The sequence below is a fragment of the Pseudomonas sp. RW409 genome, from assembly GCF_003184125.1.
GTDB lineage: Bacteria > Pseudomonadota > Gammaproteobacteria > Pseudomonadales > Pseudomonadaceae > Aquipseudomonas > Aquipseudomonas chlororaphis_I.
Window position 1 is genome coordinate 99737 of record NZ_QHHP01000007.1, and the last position, 17948, is coordinate 117684.

Annotated in this window: 13 protein-coding genes; 3 read left to right on the top strand and 10 right to left on the bottom strand. The window is 64.0% G+C overall.

The genetic code is table 11. From position 1 onward, the window contains the following. Window positions 1–185: 185 nt before the first annotated feature. Both DK261_RS07745 and tadA read left to right on the top strand, forming a co-directional pair. Window positions 186–1562, top strand: coding sequence for a multicopper oxidase family protein (locus DK261_RS07745; protein ID WP_110175525.1), 1377 nt, complete (start codon window positions 186–188; stop codon window positions 1560–1562). Next, the gene (gene tadA / locus DK261_RS07750) at window positions 1562–2056 is read left to right on the top strand and encodes a tRNA adenosine(34) deaminase TadA (protein ID WP_009050615.1); all 495 of its coding nucleotides are present in this window, start codon (window positions 1562–1564) and stop codon (window positions 2054–2056) included. Before DK261_RS07745 ends, tadA begins: the two co-directional genes overlap by 1 nt. A gap of 131 nt (window positions 2057–2187) precedes the next feature. On the opposite strand, the gene cmoB is transcribed toward tadA, so the two are convergent. The 5 genes from cmoB to lon form a co-directional block, all read right to left on the bottom strand. Further along, window positions 2188–3144 carry a tRNA 5-methoxyuridine(34)/uridine 5-oxyacetic acid(34) synthase CmoB gene (gene cmoB / locus DK261_RS07755; RefSeq protein WP_009050614.1) on the bottom strand — a complete coding sequence of 319 codons (957 nt, stop codon included), beginning with the start codon at window positions 3142–3144 and terminating at the stop codon, window positions 2188–2190. Further along, window positions 3141–3884 (bottom strand): carboxy-S-adenosyl-L-methionine synthase CmoA, encoded by a 744-nt coding sequence (cmoA, locus tag DK261_RS07760; RefSeq protein WP_009050613.1) that lies wholly within the window; start codon window positions 3882–3884, stop codon window positions 3141–3143. Before cmoA ends, cmoB begins: the two co-directional genes overlap by 4 nt. A 339-nt stretch (window positions 3885–4223) precedes the next feature. Beyond that, window positions 4224–4859, bottom strand: a complete 636-nt coding sequence (locus tag DK261_RS07765) for a lysoplasmalogenase (RefSeq protein WP_110175526.1) — start codon at window positions 4857–4859, stop codon at window positions 4224–4226. A gap of 1 nt (window position 4860) precedes the next feature. After that, window positions 4861–5253, bottom strand: a complete 393-nt coding sequence (locus DK261_RS07770; RefSeq protein WP_009050611.1) for a protease inhibitor I42 family protein — start codon at window positions 5251–5253, stop codon at window positions 4861–4863. 186 nt (window positions 5254–5439) lie between these two features. Further along, window positions 5440–7860, bottom strand: coding sequence for an endopeptidase La (gene lon / locus DK261_RS07775; RefSeq protein ID WP_009050610.1), 2421 nt, complete (start codon window positions 7858–7860; stop codon window positions 5440–5442). A 404-nt stretch (window positions 7861–8264) separates the two neighbouring features. Here lon and DK261_RS07780 point away from each other — a divergent pair, with 404 nt between their 5' ends. After that, window positions 8265–10607, top strand: coding sequence for a bifunctional diguanylate cyclase/phosphodiesterase (locus tag DK261_RS07780; RefSeq protein ID WP_016703469.1), 2343 nt, complete (start codon window positions 8265–8267; stop codon window positions 10605–10607). A 101-nt stretch (window positions 10608–10708) separates the two neighbouring features. Here the strand turns inward: DK261_RS07780 and DK261_RS07785 are convergent, their stop codons facing one another. The 5 genes from DK261_RS07785 to DK261_RS07805 form a co-directional block, all read right to left on the bottom strand. Then, window positions 10709–11002: a hypothetical protein gene (locus tag DK261_RS07785; protein WP_009050608.1), complete on the bottom strand. Its 294-nt coding sequence runs from the start codon at window positions 11000–11002 to the stop codon at window positions 10709–10711. Window positions 11003–11220: 218 nt separating this feature from the next. Next, entirely contained in the window at window positions 11221–11535 is a 315-nt protein-coding gene (locus tag DK261_RS07790; RefSeq protein WP_028683304.1) for a hypothetical protein, read from the bottom strand. Between the two features lie 974 nt (window positions 11536–12509). Continuing rightward, the gene (locus DK261_RS07795) at window positions 12510–14930 is read right to left on the bottom strand and encodes a glucose/quinate/shikimate family membrane-bound PQQ-dependent dehydrogenase (protein ID WP_110175527.1); all 2421 of its coding nucleotides are present in this window, start codon (window positions 14928–14930) and stop codon (window positions 12510–12512) included. A 129-nt stretch (window positions 14931–15059) separates the two neighbouring features. Next, the gene (locus tag DK261_RS07800; protein ID WP_009050605.1) at window positions 15060–16433 is read right to left on the bottom strand and encodes a carbohydrate porin; all 1374 of its coding nucleotides are present in this window, start codon (window positions 16431–16433) and stop codon (window positions 15060–15062) included. Window positions 16434–16757: 324 nt separating this feature from the next. Next, window positions 16758–17780 carry a hypothetical protein gene (locus DK261_RS07805; RefSeq protein ID WP_016703465.1) on the bottom strand — a complete coding sequence of 341 codons (1023 nt, stop codon included), beginning with the start codon at window positions 17778–17780 and terminating at the stop codon, window positions 16758–16760. Window positions 17781–17948: the final 168 nt, after the last annotated feature.

The window sequence follows — 17948 nt, forward strand, 5'->3', positions numbered from 1 at the left end:
CCTGTAGGAGCGAGCTTGCTCGCGATAGCGTCCGAATGATCAGCGCCTTTTTTTCTTCACATGTCATGGCCCCACCCACCTGCGGCCGCTTGCCGCGCCGGCCTTACTGTTTCTCAACTGCGGGTGTATCGTATTCGCCTTTTGCGGGCCCCGGCCCGCCGCGGATACGTGAGGTAGTTGAGTCCATGTCCTTTACCCGTCGACAGATACTCGGTGGTCTGGCCGGTCTTGCAGTGGTTGGCGTGGGCGCCGGTGGCGCGTCGCGTTACTGGCTGGGCAAGATGGCCGACGCCGAGGCAGGCCACGATTATCAACTGATCGCCGCGCCGCTGGACGTCGAGCTGGTGCCGGGCCACAAGACCGAAGCCTGGGCCTTCGGCCCTTCCGCGCCGGGCACCGAGCTGCGGGTGCGCCAGGGCGAGTGGCTGCGGGTGCGCTTCATCAACCACCTGCCGGTGGCCACCACCATCCACTGGCACGGCATCCGCCTGCCGCTGGAAATGGACGGCGTACCTTACGTCTCGCAATTGCCGGTCATGCCGGGCGAGTACTTCGACTACAAGTTCCGCGTGCCGGATGCCGGCAGCTACTGGTACCACCCCCACCTCAACAGCAGCGAAGAACTGGGCCGCGGCCTGGTCGGCCCGCTGATCATCGAAGAGCGCGAGCCCACCGGCTTCAAGTACGAGCGCACCCTGAGCCTGAAAAGCTGGCATGTGGATGAAGCAGGCGCCTTCGTGCCGTTCAGCATTCCCCGCGAGGCGGCGCGTGGCGGTACGGCGGGGCGCCTGTCGACCATCAACGGCGTGTCCCAGGCGGTGGTGGAGATCCCGGCCGGGCAGATCACTCGCGTGCGCCTGCTCAACCTCGACAACACCCTGACCTACCGCATCAACATCCCCGGTGTCGAAGCGCAGATCTATGCCCTGGACGGCAACCCCATCGAGCCGCGGCCGTTGGGCAAGGAATACTGGCTGGGGCCGGGCATGCGCATCTGCCTAGCGATCAAGGCGCCGCCGGCCGGCGAAGAGCTGGCGCTGCGCAACGGCCCGGTGCGCCTGGGCACCTTGCGTTCGGTGGCCAACAGCGACGCGCCGACCGAGTGGCCGTCGGCGTTGCCAGCCAACCCGATCGCCGAGCCGGACCTGGATAACGCCGAGAAGCTCAACTTCAACTTCGAGTGGGTTGGCTCGGTCTCGGTGAACGTGGACAATGGCAAGCCACCGAGCCTCTGGCAGATCAACGGCAAGGCCTGGGACATCACCGACAAGACCTGCGCCGACCGCCCGATCGCCACGCTCAAGAAGGGCCAGAGCTACATTTTCGAATTGAAGAACATGACTCAGTACCAGCACCCGATCCACTTGCACGGCATGAGCTTCAAGGTCATCGCCTCGAACCGCAAGAAGATCACCCCGTACTTCACCGACACCTACCTGCTGGGTAAGAACGAGCGTGCCCGGGTGGCGCTGGTGGCGGATAACCCGGGGGTGTGGATGTTCCATTGCCATGTGATCGACCACATGGAAACCGGCCTGATGGCCGCCATCGAGGTGGCCTGATGCGGCAGATTCGCCCCGCCCGGATCATCGATCGCAGCCGCGACCAGGAGTTCATGCGTGAAGCCCTGGCCCTGGCCGCCCAGGGCGCGGCCCTGGGCGAGGTGCCGGTGGGCGCGGTGCTGGTGCAGGATGGGGAAATCATCGGTCGCGGCTACAACTGCCCGATCAGCGGCAGCGACCCCAGCGCCCACGCGGAAATGGTCGCGATCCGCGCCGCGGCCCAGGCGGTCGACAACTATCGCCTGCCCGGCAGCACCCTCTACGTGACTCTGGAACCGTGCAGCATGTGCGCCGGGCTGATCGTGCATTCGCGTATCGCCCGGGTGGTGTACGGCGCGCTGGAGCCCAAGGCGGGCATCGTGCAGAGCCAGGGGCAGTTCTTCAGCCAGGGGTTTCTCAACCATCGAGTGCTGGTCGAGGGCGGGGTGCTGGCCGAAGAATGCGGCGCGGTGTTGAGCGAGTTCTTCAAGGCACGCCGCGCCAGCCGCAACTGAGCACCTTCCTCTTCTGTAGGAGCGAAGCTTGCTCGCGATGACGCCAGCCCGGGCCATGCATACCTCGAACCTGGCGTGACGCTTGAAATCGCTATCGCGGGCAAGCCTCGCTCCTACACGGTGTGGGGCATTTATTTCCTGGCGACGATAACGGCGCGCATCGGCGCCGGCAGGCCTTCGATGGTCTTGCTGTGGTCGTTCGGGTCGAGGAAGTCGCTCAGCGACTGGTACTTCATCCACTCGGTGCCGCGCTGTTCCTCGACGCTGGTCACGCTTACATCCACGCAACGCACATCGCTGAAACCGGCGCGGCGCAGCCACAGTTCCAGGGCCGGTACCGACGGCAGGAACCACACGTTACGCATCTGCGCGTAGCGGTCTTCCGGCACCAGCACCTGATGCTGGTCGCCTTCCACCACCAGGGTTTCCAGCACCAGTTCGCCGCCCTTGACCAGGCAGTCCTTGAGCGCCAGCAGATGCTCGATCGGCGAGCGGCGGTGGTAGAACACGCCCATGGAAAACACCGTGTCGAAGCCTTCCAGGTTGGCCGGCAGGTCTTCGAAGGGGAACGGCAGGTGCCACACCGCGGGTTCCGACAGGTAACGCTGCACCGCCTGGAACTGGCAGAAGAACAGCCAGTTCGGGTCGACGCCGATCACGCTGTGGGCGCCGGCGCCGAGCATGCGCCACATGTAGTAGCCGTTGCCGCAGCCGACATCGAGGATGCGCTTGCCTTGCAGGTTCAGGTGCGGAGCGACCCGCGACCACTTCCAGTCCGAGCGCCATTCGGTGTCCACGTGCACGCCGAACAGGTCGAACGGGCCTTTGCGCCAGGGCGACAGGCCCATCAGCGCGCTGCGCATCTGGGCGCGGGTGGCGTCGTCGCAGTCGGTGTCGAGGGTCAGGCCATTGAGCAGGTCGATGGTGCTCGGCTGGATCTTCGGCAGCGCGTCCAGCGCGCTCTGCCAGCGCTCCAGGTCGCCGTGGCCCTTTTCCATCTTGGTGTCGAGTTGCGCTTGCAGGGTGTTGGCCCAGTCGGCCAGCGGCGTACCGGCCAGGCGGCGGGCGAGGGGGGACAGATCGATCATGGCAAGGCAATCAACGAGGCAAAGTTAAGACACTGGAACCACGGCACGACTTTCGAGAACCCGGCGGCCAGCAGGCGTTCGCGGTGTTCTTCGAGGCTGTCGGGCTTCATGACGTTTTCGATGGCGCTGCGTTTCTGGGCGATTTCCAGTTCGCTGTAGCCGTTGGCGCGCTTGAAAGCGATGTGCAGGTCGGTGAGCAGCGCATGCTCCTCGGGGTCATTGAAGCGCAGCTTCTCCGAGAGGATCAGCGCGCCGCCGGGCAGCAGCGCCTGGCGAATGCGCCCGAGCAGGGCCAGGCGCTGTTCGGGGGCGATGAACTGCAGGGTGAAGTTCAGCGCCACCACCGAGGCCGGCTGGAACTCCAGGGCGAGGATGTCGCCTTCGATCACTTCGACCGGCAGCAGCTCCTGGAACATCGAGTCCTGGCCGTTGAGGTACTCGCGGCAGCGCTCGACCATGGCCGCCGAGTTATCCACCGCGATCACCCGGCAGCCGTCGGTGCGCACATGGCGGCGCAGGGCCTGGGTCACGGCGCCGAGGGACGAGCCCAGGTCGTAGAGCACGCTGTTGGGTTGGGCGAACTGGGCGGCGAGCACGCCGAGGTTCTCGACAATGGTCGGGTAACCCGGCACCGAGCGCTTGATCATGTCCGGGAACACCCGCACCACGTCCTCGTTGAAGGCGAAGTCGGGCACCTGGGCCAGGGGCTGGGCGAAAAGGCGGTCGGGTTCTTTGCTCACGGCGGTTCCAGCGGTGGAGATAGAAAGAGGGCCGGCATTGTAGCCGCTGCCGCAGGCTGCGATAAGGCCCGAAGGGCCTTTGGGGCCGTAAGGGCGACACAAGGTGGATGCCCCACCTTGTGACCCTGTAGCCGCTGCCGAGCCCGCGAGGCTGCGCATGAGGACGCAGTCCTCGCAAGGCCTGTGCATGGAGTTTATCTGAAGGACCGCGGTGGCCGGTTTTTCGGCCGCTTCGTCGGAATGCCGCCCAGACCGATCGCAGCCTCGCAAGCTCGGCAGCGGCTACAGGGCTACAGGGCTACAGGGCTACAGGGCTACAGGGCTACAGGGTTTACAGGCTCAGCGGGGCTTCTGGCGGAAGGCCGAGGCCGCGATCCCCCATTGCCCCAGCCAGTAACTGAGGATGATCAGGTAGGGCGCGGCATCGAAGGCCACCACAAAACGGCTGATGCCGATCACGCTGTCGGAGAACACGAAGGCCACGGCGCCGGCCGCAGCCAGTTGCGCCGAGCGCTTGGGCACGTCGCTGCCCAGGCGGGCCAGGGCGCGCCAGAGCATGGCGCTGATGACCAGGCCGTAGACGATCACCGGCACCAGCAACGGGCCCAGGCCATGGCTGATCAGAAGGCCCAGCAACGCCGCGCCGGCGACCAGGGCCAGCAGCAGGGGCAGGGGCGCCAGGCGTCGGCAATCACTGGTATAGGCCTTGAGATAGGCCAGGTGCGCGACCAGGAAGGCGCCGAGGCCGAACACGAACAGGTCGGCGGGCCAGGCCAGCAACACGTCGCCGAGCAGGGAGAACAACAGGCCGAGGCTGATCCAGCGGCGATAGTCGCCGGGAGGTGCATCGTGCAGCCAGCCGAGCAGGGCCAGCACCGGCAGCGGCTTGACCAGCAGGCACAGCAGGGTGGCGTGGATGCTCAGGCCGTAGAGGAAGGTCGCCGCGCCCATCAGCGCCAGGATCAGCCAGCCCATGTCACTTGACCGAAATGGCGCAGTCGAAGGCTTTCACCGGTGCGACTTCCGGGGCCCAGGGTTGCTGATAGGTCAGCAGCAGGCGCCCGGTTCCGGCAGCGAAGGCCTGGAAGCGCCAGGTGGACTGGCCGGCGCTGCCCACCAGGCCGCTGTCTTCGGGATTGCTGTAGACCTCGGGGCTGACTTTGCGCAGCACGCCGCCGGCCGAGTCCTGGATTGCCCAGCGATAACCCGTGGTCGGGTTGCTCGGCAGGGTCAGGATCAGGTTTTGCCCGTTGCTCAGTTGCACTGGGCATTCGCTCTGGTTCTCGACCGTGACGTTTTGCTTGGGTTGGCTGGCGCAGGCGGCGAGCAGGGCAAGGCTGAGGGGTAGCAACAGACGAATCGGTGACATGGGTCAGAAAGCTCCGGTCATGACAAAGGGCGAGCATAACCGAAGATGGGGGAATCTGTGGTGGGGTAGGCGAGACGTTGTAGGAGCGAGCTTGCTCGCGATAAGCCATCAAGGATAGCGCTGGGCGGCGGATACACCGCCGCTGTGCGGCTATCGCGAGCAAGCTCCGCTCCTACAGGTCTGCGTTTAGAACAGCACTTTCGCCACATCGGCGAAACGCTTGGCGAAGTGCACGGTGATGCCTTCCTTGAGGTAGTCCGGCAGCTCTTCGAAGTGGCCGCGGTTGGCTTCCGGCAGGATCAGCTCGTAGAGCTTCTGCCGGCGCGCCGCGATGACTTTCTCGCGCACCCCGCCGATGGGCAGGACATGCCCGGTCAGGGTCAGCTCGCCGGTCATGGCCACGCCCTTTTTCGGCGGCTGGTTGCGCGCCAGGGACAGCAGGGCGCTGGCCATGGTCACCCCGGCGCTCGGGCCATCCTTCGGCGTGGCGCCTTCCGGCACGTGCAGGTGGACGAACGCCTCGTCGAAGAACTTCGCATCGCCACCGAACTGCTTGAGGTGCGAGGTGACGTAGCTGTAGGCGATTTCCGCCGACTCCTTCATCACATCCCCCAGTTGCCCGGTGAGCTTGAAACCACGGTTGAGGGTATGAATCCGCGTGGCTTCGATCGGCAGCGTGGCGCCGCCCAGGCTGGTCCAGGCCAGGCCGGTGATCACCCCGGTGCCGCTGAGCACCTGCTCGTTGCGGAACACCGGCATGCCCAGGGAGGCTTCCAGGTCCTTGGTGCCGAGCTTGATCACCGCATCCGGATCTTCCAGCAGCCGCACCACGGCCTTGCGCACCAGTTTGCCCAGCTGTTTTTCCAGCTGGCGCACCCCGGCCTCGCGGGCGTAACCATCGATCACCGCGCGCAGGGCGGCGTCGCTGATACTCAGGTGGGCCTTGGACACACCGGCCTTTTCCAGCTGCTTGGGCCACAGGTGGCGCTTGGCGATGGCCAGTTTTTCCTCGGTGATGTAGCCCGACAGGCGAATCACTTCCATCCGGTCCAGCAACGGGCCGGGAATCGAATCCAGGGTGTTGGCGGTGCACACGAACAGCACTTTCGACAGGTCCAGGCGCAGGTCCAGGTAGTGGTCGAGAAATTCCACGTTCTGTTCCGGGTCGAGGGTTTCCAGCAGCGCCGAGGCCGGGTCGCCCTGGTAGCTCTGGCCCATCTTGTCGATCTCGTCGAGCATGATCACCGGGTTCATCACTTCGACGTCTTTCAACGCCTGCACCAGCTTGCCCGGCAGGGCGCCGATGTAGGTGCGACGGTGGCCCTTGATCTCGGCCTCGTCACGCATGCCGCCGACGCTGAAGCGGTAGAACGGCCGGCCCAGGGACTCGGCGATGGACTTGCCGACGCTGGTCTTGCCCACGCCGGGCGGGCCCACCAGCAGTACGATGGAACCGCTGATCTCGCCCTTGTAGGCGCCGACTGCGAGGAATTCGAGGATCCGGCTCTTGATGTCGTCGAGCCCGGCGTGATGCTGGTCCAGCACCTTGCGCGCATGCTTGAGGTCGAGCTTGTCCTCGCCGTACACGCCCCAGGGCACCGCGGTGGCCCATTCCAGGTAGTTGCGGGTGACCGCGTACTCCGGCGAGCCGGTCTCGAGGATCGACAGTTTATTCATCTCTTCCACGATGCGCTTCTGGGCCTGGGGCGGCAGGACCTTGCCTGCCAGGCGCTGCTCGAACTGCTCGATGTCGGCGCTGCGATCGTCCTTGGTCAGACCCAGCTCCTGCTGGATGACCTTGAGCTGTTCCTTGAGGAAGAACTCGCGCTGATGCTCGCCGATCTTGCGATTGACCTCGGCGGAAATCTCTTTCTGCAGGCGCGCGACCTCGACTTCCTTGCGCAGCATCGGCAGGACTTTTTCCATGCGCTTGAGCATCGGTACGCAGTCCAGCACTTCCTGCAGTTCGTTGCCGGTGGCCGAGGTCAGCGCGGCGGCGAAGTCGGTCAGCGGCGACGGGTCGTTGGGGCTGAAGCGGTTGAGGTAGTTCTTCAGCTCTTCGCTGTACAGCGGGTTGAGCGGCAGCAGTTCCTTGATCGCGTTGATCAGCGCCATGCCGTAGGCCTTGACCTCGTCGGTCGGCTCGCTCGGCTGGTGCGGGTACTCGACCTCCACCAGGTACGGCGGGCGATGGTGCTTGAGCCAGGTGCGGATGCGCACGCGGGTCAGGCCCTGGGCGACGAACTGCAACTTGCCGTTTTCGCGGCTGGCGTGGTGCACCTTGACTAGGGTGCCGTACAGCGGCAGGGCCGAGGTGTCGAAATGCCGTGGGTCTTCCGGTGGGGTGTCCATGAAGAACAGCGCCAGCGAATGGTGTTCGGACTTGCTCACCAATTCCAGGGTTTCGGCCCAGGGTTCTTCGTTGACGATCACCGGCAAGACTTGCGCGGGGAAGAACGGCCGATTGTGGATCGGGATGATGTAGACCTTGTCCGGCAGATTCTGCCCGGGCAGGGCCAGACCCTTGCCGGAGGATGTATGGAGTTCGGCGTTTTCCGGGTCGGCGTATTCACTCATGGTTTCAGGAAGTTCTTGCTGGTCGCTCATGGGGCACCTGCGCAATGGGGTATGCCAGGTTAGATGGGGCAGGTGACGAGCGGTTTCAATGGCGGGCGGGCCGGATCAATTATTTCAGTCCTTGTCGCCGCGACGCGGTGCATCCTCCAAAACGGCGAGGGCGAGGCTGTCATTTCTGCGCAGGAACGCTGGTAAATTGGCGGCGACAGAAAAATGACATTGTAAACCCCCTGATTTTATTGCGTGATCTTCTTGTCTTGGCGGTCTAATCTGGACCGATTAAATGCTGTCAGGGAAATGGCATTTATTTGACGCATCTTTAGCTGCCCAGAGGGACGCGTAATGATCAAGGGACTTTTCAGCGGGGAGCGGCGGGTGTCGCCGTGGGTGTGCAGAGTCGACAACAGTGAGGTCGCGGCGACGAGAGCCGGCTCATGAAGTGGCGCCATACGTTCCAGGTAAGGATCACTGGGGTATTGGCGTTGTTGCTGTTGATCGTGATCGGGGTGGTGTACTTCGCCGTCAAGGCCGCGACCAACCATGCAGTGGAAAACCAGGCGCAAGTGCAGCTGCAAACCGGCACCCGGGTCTTCGAACGCCTGCTCGAACTGCGCGGCCGGCGCTTGCGTTATGGCGTGGACTGGCTGGTGGTGGATGCGCAGTTTCGCCAGGCGGTGATCAGCGGCGACTCGCAGCAGATTCTCGAGGCGCTGCGCCAGCATGGCACTGGCACCCGTGGCAGCGAGCTGTTCGTGCTCGGCGCCGAAGGCACGGTGATCGCCAGCACCCTGGGGGCGATCACCGAGCACGAGCATTTCCCTTACGACCGCGCGCTGCGCATGGCCCTGCGGCAGAACAAAAGCATGTTGATCGTCGCGCTCAAGGGCCAGCCTTATCTGCTGGTCCAGGGGCAGGTGCTGACGCCGATGCACATGAACCGGGTGGTCATGGCGTTTCGCATGGACGACCTGTTCGCCAGCGAACTGCGCTCCATGAGCAACCTGGAAGTGTCTTTCCTCACTCTGCAGGACGGGCGCGCCGGGGAACTGTTCAGCACTCAGCCGGACATTTTCTGGGCCACCATCATCACCACCCTGCGCAACTCGTCCTGGCGCGCGCTACCGCAGTTGAGCGATGCCCACGGCAAGCGCTTCCTCAATCAGGCCTTGCAACTGGCCAACACCGACGATCCCGACGACCCCCAGGTTCTGGCGTTGCTGCAAAGCCCGCTGGATCACGCCTTGCAGGCTTTCGCGCCGCTGGACCGGGAATTCCTGGCGATCGCCCTGGCAGCACTGGTGGTGTCGCTGGCCGGCGCCCTGTTCATGGCGCGGCGGGTGTCGCGGCCGCTGAATGTGCTGGCCGAGGCTGCCCAACGCATCGGCACCGGCAACTACCAGGTGCCGGTGGTGCTCAAGCGCACCGACGAGTTCGGTTTGCTGGCCGAGGCGATCAACGCCATGCAGAGCGGGATTGCCAGCCGCGAGCTGCAACTGGCCCACAACGCCCTGCACGATCCCTTGACCGGCCTGCCCAACCGGGCGCTGGCCATGGAGCGCCTGAGCAATGCCATCAGCGCCGGGCGCAAGGTGGTGCTGCTGTACCTGGGTATCGAGGACTATCGGGCGATCAACGAAGGCCTGGGCCCGGAAGGGGTGGAGCAGATGATGCGCGAAGTCAGCCGGCGGCTGTCGGAGACGGTGTCCACCGGGGACACCGCGGCACGGATCACCGCCAATGAGTTCCTGTTGCTGCTGGAAAACACCGAGATCGATGGCGCGGTGGCCATGGCCGATCGGCTCCACGCGCTATTGAGCCGGCCGCAGACCATCCATGGCGATGAAGTGCAGCGCCAGGTGTGCATCGGCGTGGCGGTCTATCCCACCGACGGGCAGTCGGCGGAAGAACTGATCAGCCGCGCCGCCATCGCCCGCCACGACGCGGCCGCCCAGCCCGGTTACCTGCAGATCTACCAGCAGGATCGCGACCTGGCCCATCAGCGCCAGATCGGGCTGATCCGCGACCTGCGCCGGGCCGCGGCGGAAGGCGAGCTGTTCTTGCTGTACCAGCCCAAGCTCGACCTGCGCCATGGCCATGTGCACCAGGCCGAAGCCTTGCTGCGCTGGCAGCACCCGGAGTTCGGCATGGTCTCGCCGGCGGAGTTCATCCCCCTGGCCGAGCGCACCGGCAGCATGAACAGCCTGACCCTGTGGGTGATCGAGGAAGGCATGCGGCAACTGGCCGAATGGAACATGCGTGGGCTGCATTTGCAGTTGTCGCTGAACATCTCGGCGGACGATCTGCATGGCCACGACCTGGCGGCGCGGGTGAGCGTGTTGCTGCAACGTTATCGACTGTCCGCCGAGCAGCTGATTTTCGAGATCACCGAGAGCGCCATCATGCGCCACCCGGAGCAGGCGCTGGAGGTGTTGCAGAGCCTGCGCGACTGCGGCATCAGCCTGTCGGTGGACGACTTCGGCACCGGCTATTCGTCGCTGGCGCAATTGCAGCGGCTGCCGGTGCAGGAGTTGAAGATCGACCAGTCGTTTATCCGCAACCTCGACGAAACCAGCGGCGACGCGGTGATCGTGCGCTCCACCATCGAGATGAGCCACAACCTGGGGCTCAAGGTGGTGGCCGAAGGGGTGGAGCAGGAACGCAGCCTGCGCCTGCTGGAGCGCTGGCACTGCGACACGGCCCAGGGCTACCTGATCAGCCGGCCGCTCAGCGCCGCGGCCTTCGAGGCCTGGCTGTTGAAGTCGCGGATTTCCAGCTGAGCAGCGCCGCGTGGCCGCTCCGGGTGCTGTGGCCGGACATCCGCAGGCCCTGTTTCACAGTGTGAAGTGGTCGCCATGAACCATCGACGATGGGCCGCGGCTTACTGCTTGGTGCACTCGGCGGGGAGCGCTACGACGCCGCCCATGGAGGCGAAGGCGACCATGCCGCCACTGGGCAATACGCAATTGTATTCGCCGTTGCTGGTGCTGGCGGTGAAGTAGGTCTGGGACGCGTCGCTACGCACATTGGAGACCGTGGTCACGGGTTTGCCGAGGGTGGTCTGGGCGCGGTTCTTGAGGTCGTCGTTGCTGGGTTTGGCAATGGCGCAACCGCCCAGGGCGAGTGCCAGGAGGCTGAGCAGGGCGAGGGGGCGAGCAGTGGGGTGGAGGTTCATGGTGATTCTTCCTTGGCGTTGTTGTGTTTTCTACGGCGCAGCCGACCCCGACACCGCGCAGCGGCGGTGTTGAGAAGGGCGAGTGAGTGGTTGGCACTATATCGCCGGGGTAGGGGAGGGTCGATTAGCACAGATGGGCTAATGTCCCTTTGCAATGGCCGGGTTGAGGATAGCGTCGGCGCAGGGCCGGCTGGCGGCCGCCGGCCCCGGATCGAGGTTCAGCTCAGCAGTTGTTCCTGCAGGCGCCGGCCGAGTACGTCCAGCAGGTCGCAGCCATCGCGCAGGGGGATGACGCAGAGCTGGGCGAAATCCTGGAGCAGTGCCGGGTTGCTGTGCAGGTTGGCGTCGCTGGCGATGTTTTCCAGCAGCTGGATCGCCGCACGGATGCGGTGGGCGGCGGCTTCGTGCAACACATCCAGCGGCGCCTCGGTGTCGATCAGCAAGGCGGGGATGGTGCAGTCGTTGCTGGTCAGGGCCATGTAGCGGCGGGGTTTGGTGGGCAGTGTAGGCGGATCGGGAACGACTTTTTTCATTGAACTGGCTCCGGGTAGGGATCTGAGCCGCCAACAGCCTTCCTACGGGCTTGGGTGGCAGCCGTGCGCGGGGTAGGAACCGAATACCCAGGGACTCGGCCACGTCGAAACGTGCCCGCGCACAGCCGCCGCGGCTGATCTTACGGACACCTTAAAAGGGCCGCAATCAGTCGGGACGCGTACGCGCCGAGGGTCATCAAAAGGGTTCCTACGCCCTGTCACTGAATTGGCAGTGACAGGCCAAACCATAGAGTCCGGGGCCCGGTGGGACAAGGTGATGGGAGTCGACGCGTGTTGTAGGAATTTTCGCTGTAGCCGCTGCCCCACCGATCTCGGATCGACACTGGCCCTGTAGCCGCTGCCGAGCCCGCGAGGCTGCGATAAGGCCCGCAGGGCCTTGGTTCCCGATCTCCCGCCGAACTTCCAGAGGCTTCCAGAACGCCGCGACCGTGCCGGTCGATCGCAGCCTGCGGCAGCGGCTACATGAATCGTTATCGTCCGGGGGCCTTGTGGTGATTAGGGGGGGCTATCGCGGGCAAGCCTCGCTCCTACGGAAGGAGATTGCTGCCCGGGGCAATACCGATCTCGGATCAACATTGGCCTGTAGCCGCTGCCGAGCCTGCGAGGCTGCGATCGGCCGCGAAGCGGACGCCAAACCAGGCAACGCGGTGTATCAGGCAAATGGGGGATACCGCCCTTGCGTCTGCTGCGCAGACGATCGCAGCCTCGCGGGCTCGGCAGCGGCTACATGGATCTCTGTTGCCTGGCGGGCCTTATCGCGGGCAAGCCTCGCTCCTACGGAAGCGTAAAGCGGAATGCGGCGATCCTGCTTCTGTAGGAGCGAAGCTTGCTCGCGATGACGTCAGGCCAGGCAACACAAAAATGAAAGGCTGAAGAAACTCCCCCCAAACGCCATCCACAAAAAAAGGCGGCTACCCGCAGGTAGCCGCCTTTTCATTCACCGCCGGTAACGCTTATTCCGACAGTTTGTAGGCGATGATGTAGTCGCCCATCTTGGTGCCCAGCGAGCCGTGGCCACCCACGACCACCAGCACGTACTGCTTGCCATCCTTGCCGGTGTAGCTCATCGGCGTGGCCTGGCCGCCCGCTGGCAGGCGGGATTTCCACAGTTCCTTGCCGTTGTTCACGTCATAACCGCGGATGTACTGGTCCAGGGTGCCGCTGAGGAAGCCCACGCCACCGGCGGTGACCATCGAGCCGCCCATGCTCGGCACGCCGATGGGCAGGCCGATCGGTACTGGCGAGCTGTCGCGGCTGGTGCCGTTCTTGTGCTTCCACACCACTTTGTTGGTGGTCAGGTCGATACCGGCCACGTAGCCCCAGGCCGGGGCCTGGCAAGGTACGCCGAACGGCGACATGAACGGATGCATGATCACCGCGTACGGCGCGCCGGTGTTGGGTTGCACACCGGAGGTTTCGCTTTCGCGCTTGCTGCCGGCGGCGACTTCGGCGCGCGGCACCAGCTTGGAAACGAAGGCCATGTAGTTCGGGCTGGTGAACAGCAGGTGACGGACCGGGTCGATCGATACGCTGCCCCAGTTGAACACACCGACGTTACCCGGGTAGATCAGGCTGCCCTGAATCGATGGCGGGGTGTACTGGCCTTCGTAGCGCAGTTCCTTGAACTGGATGCGGCACAGCATCTGGTCGAACGGCGTGGCGCCCCACATGCCTTTTTCTTCCAGCGGCGGTGGCAGCAGGTTCAGGTCCGAACGGGCCTGGGTCGGTGCGGTGTGGTCGCCTTCGACCGCACCGGCCGGAGCCGGTACTTCCTGGATCGGCACGATCGGGGTGCCGTCGCGACGGTCCAGCACGTACAGGCTGCCTTGCTTGGTCGGCTGGATCAGCGCCGGCTTGATGCCGTCCGCGGTCTTCATGTCCACCAGGGTCGGCTGGCTGCCCACGTCCATGTCCCACAGGTCATGGTGGGTGAACTGGTAGTTCCAGCGCAGCTTGCCGGTGTCGATGTCCAGGGCCACGGTGCCGGCGCTGAATTTCTCGGCGCCCGCGGTGCGGTTGCCGCCCCACTGGTCAGGCATCTGGTTGCCCAGCGGCAGATAGACCAGGCCCAGCTTCTCGTCGACGCTGGCCAGGGACCACATGTTCGGCGAGTTGCGGGTGTAGGTCTGGCCTTCCGGCAGCGGAGTGGTTACGTCGGGGTTGCCGGCGTCCCAGTTCCACACCAGGTGGCCGTCGTGCACGTCGAAGGCGCGGATCACGCCGGACGGTTCGTTGGTCGACTCGTTGTCGGTCACGTGGCCGCCGATGATCACCAGGTTACGGGTGATGGCGGCCGGCGATGTCGAGTAGTAGCCGCCCGGGGTGAACGGGCCGATACCGGCCTTGAGGTCCACCGCGCCTTTGTTGCCGAAGTCTTCGCAGACCTTGCCGGTGTCGGCGTTGATCGCGATCAGGCGTGCGTCGGCGGTCGGCAGGAACAGGCGACGCGGGCAGCTGGCGGCGATGGCCTGGCCGGCGGCCGAGAGGCTGGCCGGGGTGCTGATGGCGTCGGACTTGTTGAAGTTGGCTTCGTCGTAGTACGACACGCCGCGGCAGGTCATGTGCGCCCAGCCACGGAAGTCGTCGCCGTTCGGGCCCTGGATTTTCGGGCCGAAACGCCAGATCTCCTTGCCGGTGTCCGGGTCCAGCGCCAGCACCTGGCTGTGGGCGGTGCAGGCATAGAGCATGCCGTTGACCTTCAGCGGGGTGTTCTGGTTGGTGATTTCCACCGGGTCCTTGGCGGTCGGCATGTCGCCGGTGCGGATGCGCCAGGCTTCCTGCAGCTTGCCGATGTTGGCCGGGGTGATCTGGGTCAGCGGCGAGTAGCGGTCGCCGAACTCGGTACGGCCATACGCCTGCCAGTCGCCTTCGGGCATGGCTGGCGCGGCGCTGGTGGTGTCGGCGCTTTCACGGCCCAGTTCGCCCGAGATCTCGCCCGGGTTGGTGAACTGGCTGTTGATCGCGGCACCGCCGGCCAGGACCACGGCCACGCCCAGTACCGCGGTACCCAGCGGCGCCGGGCCGTTGCGCAGCAGCGGACGACGGAACCATGGCAGCAGCAGAACCACACCCAGGGCAAAGAACAGCGACAGGCGTGGCACCAGTTGCCACCAGTCCAGGCCGACTTCCCACAGTGCCCAGACGGAGCTTAAGAACAGCACCACCCCGTAGACGAGCAGCGCGGAACTACGCCCCGCCAGCAGCAGCACGCCGCTGACGATCAGGCCGATACCGGCCAACAGGTAGTACAGCGAGCCGCCGAGCATGCTCAGCTTGATCCCCCCGGCCAGCATGGCCAGGCCCATTAGCAGCAGCAAGATACCGAGCAGGCTCGGCAGCAGGCGGCTCGGACTTGAAGCACCATCAGTGCTCATAGTGTGGTTCTCCGTGACGTTTAAGGTAGTCCCGCGCTTGTTCACTGTAGATGACGATCAGGCGCGGGCATGGTTCAGCAATGTTTGGGAAAAACAGTTTTATTCAGATTGGGCGAGCCCCAGGGCTTATCAGAACGAGCTCTGGATCTTGATCCCGCCGATCAGTGCGTCGTCGACCTTGTCCACGCCACCCGGGTGGCGGATGTATTGCAGGTTCGGGCGCACGGTCAGCCAGTTGGTGACGTGCACGCCGTAGTACAGCTCGGCGCTGTATTCGGTGTCCTGGGGCGGCAGGTAGGCCGGGTTGTCGTAGTCCTGGATGAGGTTGGCCTGGTTGGTCGCTTCGGCGTTCTTGCGGTAGGCCGGGTTGACGTGGACCCGGGCCATGGCGAAACCGATGTCGTCCTTGGCGCGCGCATCGAACAGGCCCTTGTAGACCAGGCCGGCCTGGACATAGTTGTCGATGGCGTTGGTCTTCTTGTCGTGCATCGTCGCGTTGGCGAACAGGCTCAAGCCGCGCGAGTGGTCGCTGGCCAGGCTGGTGATCTGCTGTTGCGCGCCCAGCCACAGGCCGTGCTTGCTCGAACTGCTGCGATAGGCCTCGCCGCTCAAGGCCGCCGGCTGACCGTTGCTGTCCTTGTACACGTCAGTGGCCTTGGCGCTGCTGTAGTAGTAACCGGCGCGGTATTCACCCGGCAGCCCGTTGAGCTTCGGCGTCCACACCAGCTCCACCGGCAGCAGGGTGCCCTGGGTGCCGCTGCCGCTGAGCTTGAAGCCGTTGCCGCGTTCGAGGTTGGACGGGTTCTGCTCATAGGCGCCGATCTGCGCGTAGAGCTCAGGCGTCAGGTGATATTTGACCCGCAGCGCCCACTGGCTGACCGGCCAGTTGTACCAGACGCTGCCGGCCCAGTTGCCGACCTGGGAGCCGCAGAACGCCAGGTTCTGGAAGTCGCAGGGGAAGCTGTTGAAGTCTTCGCCCTGGCCGAACCGGCCGACCTTGATATCGAGTTTCTGGTCGAAGAATTTCTGCTGGTACCACATCTGCGTCAGGCGCCAGGTCTGGCCGCGGCCCCAGACTTCCTGGGCCGAGGTGAAGCCACCGACCCGCGGGTCGTTGATGCGGTCGTTGCTGATGTTGTCGCCGTCACGCTTGGTGATGGTCAGTTGGAATTCGGCATCGTTCCAGCCGAGGATCTTGCCCAGGTCCAGGTGGCTGCCGAAGGCGAACTGGTCGCTGAAGCGCGCGGTGCGGTCATGGTCGTAACCGCCATGCAGGTTGGCGCCCATTTCGCCGACGAAGTCGATCTTGAAGTCGTAGCCTTTTTTCGCCAGCTCGGTGCGGTTGCCGTTCCAGTCGCCGAGCATCCAGGGGGACTCGCTGTCGAAGGCCGGCGCGGCCTGGGCGCAAGTGGCCAGGCCGAAGGCGCTGAGCAGGGTCATGGCTTTCTGGCTGGCAGTAGGGTGCAAGACAGCGCTGTCTTTGAGGGGCTTGAAATTAGGCATAAGTTGTCAGGTAAGGGCTTTTTATAAGAGGTCAGAAAAACAGGGGGTATCGCGCGTTGCGAACCTCAGGGGTCGCAAGCGGTAGCCACTGTTTTAAGGAAAAAAAACGATTCAGCGTTGGGGGCGTAAGGATAAAGCGCCTCCTCTTGGAGAGAAAGCGCTTTTAGTGACATGAATCATTTCGGATTTGGTAACAGTGTGCTTTTTCCTGCCGTTTGTATTCGGCACGAAACTACCGTCAATCTTCTTTCGGTCAAACAGGGGGCACGTCGTTCTACTTTGAATAACTCGCCCCTGTTGTTGTGCGGGTTCAACTAAGGACTTTCAGACTTCTTTTCTCCAGCCGGAGAACGTGATGGATGTTCCTTCTTCCTCTTCATCCTTGATCTCGATCTTGTAAGTACCGCCGCCCGCCACACCGTCAATCAGGGCTTTTTCATCGTTTGCGCGTAACTCGGCGCCTTTTGCCTGTTCCTGGTAGAACTTCACGACCTCGGGGAACGGCGCGTAGGTTTTCAATAGCACCTCGAAATCATGCCGGGGCCTGCCCGCTATCTCGTCGTAGTCGCCGTAAATCGGCGCGCCTTTCAGGCCTGGTGTGATGAAGAAACCATCGACGCCTGCGCCCACCAAGTGGGAGTTTTTAGGTAGCAACCCGAGCATCGCCTTCGGGAAGTCGGCAGGCAGTTGTGAGGCGTTCCAGGAGTCTTTTTCCGGTGCAGTGGTGATGTATTCAACGGTGGCGATCTTTTGCGCCCGGGCACGGGTTTCGGGATCTTCACTTTCGGCCCAAGACGCGACCATTGGCGGCAACTCTTTGCTCCAGGCAATGATCGGCTCGGCGTCACTCTTCTTGGCGTCTTTGGCCTGGAAGATGGTCAGCACGGTTTCCGGTGCCGGATTGCAGGACAAGGTTTCGTCCCTGGATTTGACGGTGCAGTGCCCATTCACCAGCCCAACGGTGAGCAACTGCCCCTTGTCGTCCAACAGCAGCGCGGCGCGTTCAAAGCCGTGACCATGATCCATGGCCGTGAGCATTTTGCGTCCGGCAGGTACACCTTTCTCGAACGTCGAGAACTCTGAGTCGAGGGAATCCAGTACTTGCGTCACGATCATGGAGCCGTCGCTGGTGAAGCTGCCGGTGGCGTAGCCGATGAAGTCGATCAGGGCCGCGCGCACCGCCGGGTCTTCATTGAGTTGCGGTGGTCGTGCCGGCGCGGGGGCATTGGTGAGCTGCAGCACGGTTGTGCCATCTGCGCGTTTTTCCGAATGAAGGGACAGTGCGACAGCATCAAGCGAGAGGGTGAGGGCCAAAAGCACGGCGAACGGGCGTGTGAGGTTGAACAAGGGGTCAGTCCTTTGTTGGGTGGAAATCCGGTTTCTGCGGGAGGTCACGGGTGGATGGCACTGCTTCAGGCCGTCATGACAGGTACGCAACCTTGGAAAGATAAAGCGGCGCATTTTGCCCGGTCACGGCCTGGCGGTACAGGCTGGGGATTGCGCAATGCCGTGGGG

Coding starts and splice junctions, on each gene's coding strand:
- cmoB (WP_009050614.1), bottom strand. CDS start 3,144: ATGATCGATCTGTCCCCCCTCGCCCGCCGCCTGGCCGGTACGCCGCTG.
- DK261_RS07795 (WP_110175527.1), bottom strand. CDS start 14,930: ATGAGCACTGATGGTGCTTCAAGTCCGAGCCGCCTGCTGCCGAGCCTG.
- DK261_RS07790 (WP_028683304.1), bottom strand. CDS start 11,535: ATGAAAAAAGTCGTTCCCGATCCGCCTACACTGCCCACCAAACCCCGC.
- DK261_RS07745 (WP_110175525.1), top strand. CDS start 186: ATGTCCTTTACCCGTCGACAGATACTCGGTGGTCTGGCCGGTCTTGCA.
- DK261_RS07785 (WP_009050608.1), bottom strand. CDS start 11,002: ATGAACCTCCACCCCACTGCTCGCCCCCTCGCCCTGCTCAGCCTCCTG.
- DK261_RS07780 (WP_016703469.1), top strand. CDS start 8,265: ATGAAGTGGCGCCATACGTTCCAGGTAAGGATCACTGGGGTATTGGCG.
- tadA (WP_009050615.1), top strand. CDS start 1,562: ATGCGGCAGATTCGCCCCGCCCGGATCATCGATCGCAGCCGCGACCAG.
- lon (WP_009050610.1), bottom strand. CDS start 7,860: ATGAGCGACCAGCAAGAACTTCCTGAAACCATGAGTGAATACGCCGAC.
- DK261_RS07770 (WP_009050611.1), bottom strand. CDS start 5,253: ATGTCACCGATTCGTCTGTTGCTACCCCTCAGCCTTGCCCTGCTCGCC.
- DK261_RS07765 (WP_110175526.1), bottom strand. CDS start 4,859: ATGGGCTGGCTGATCCTGGCGCTGATGGGCGCGGCGACCTTCCTCTAC.
- DK261_RS07800 (WP_009050605.1), bottom strand. CDS start 16,433: ATGCCTAATTTCAAGCCCCTCAAAGACAGCGCTGTCTTGCACCCTACT.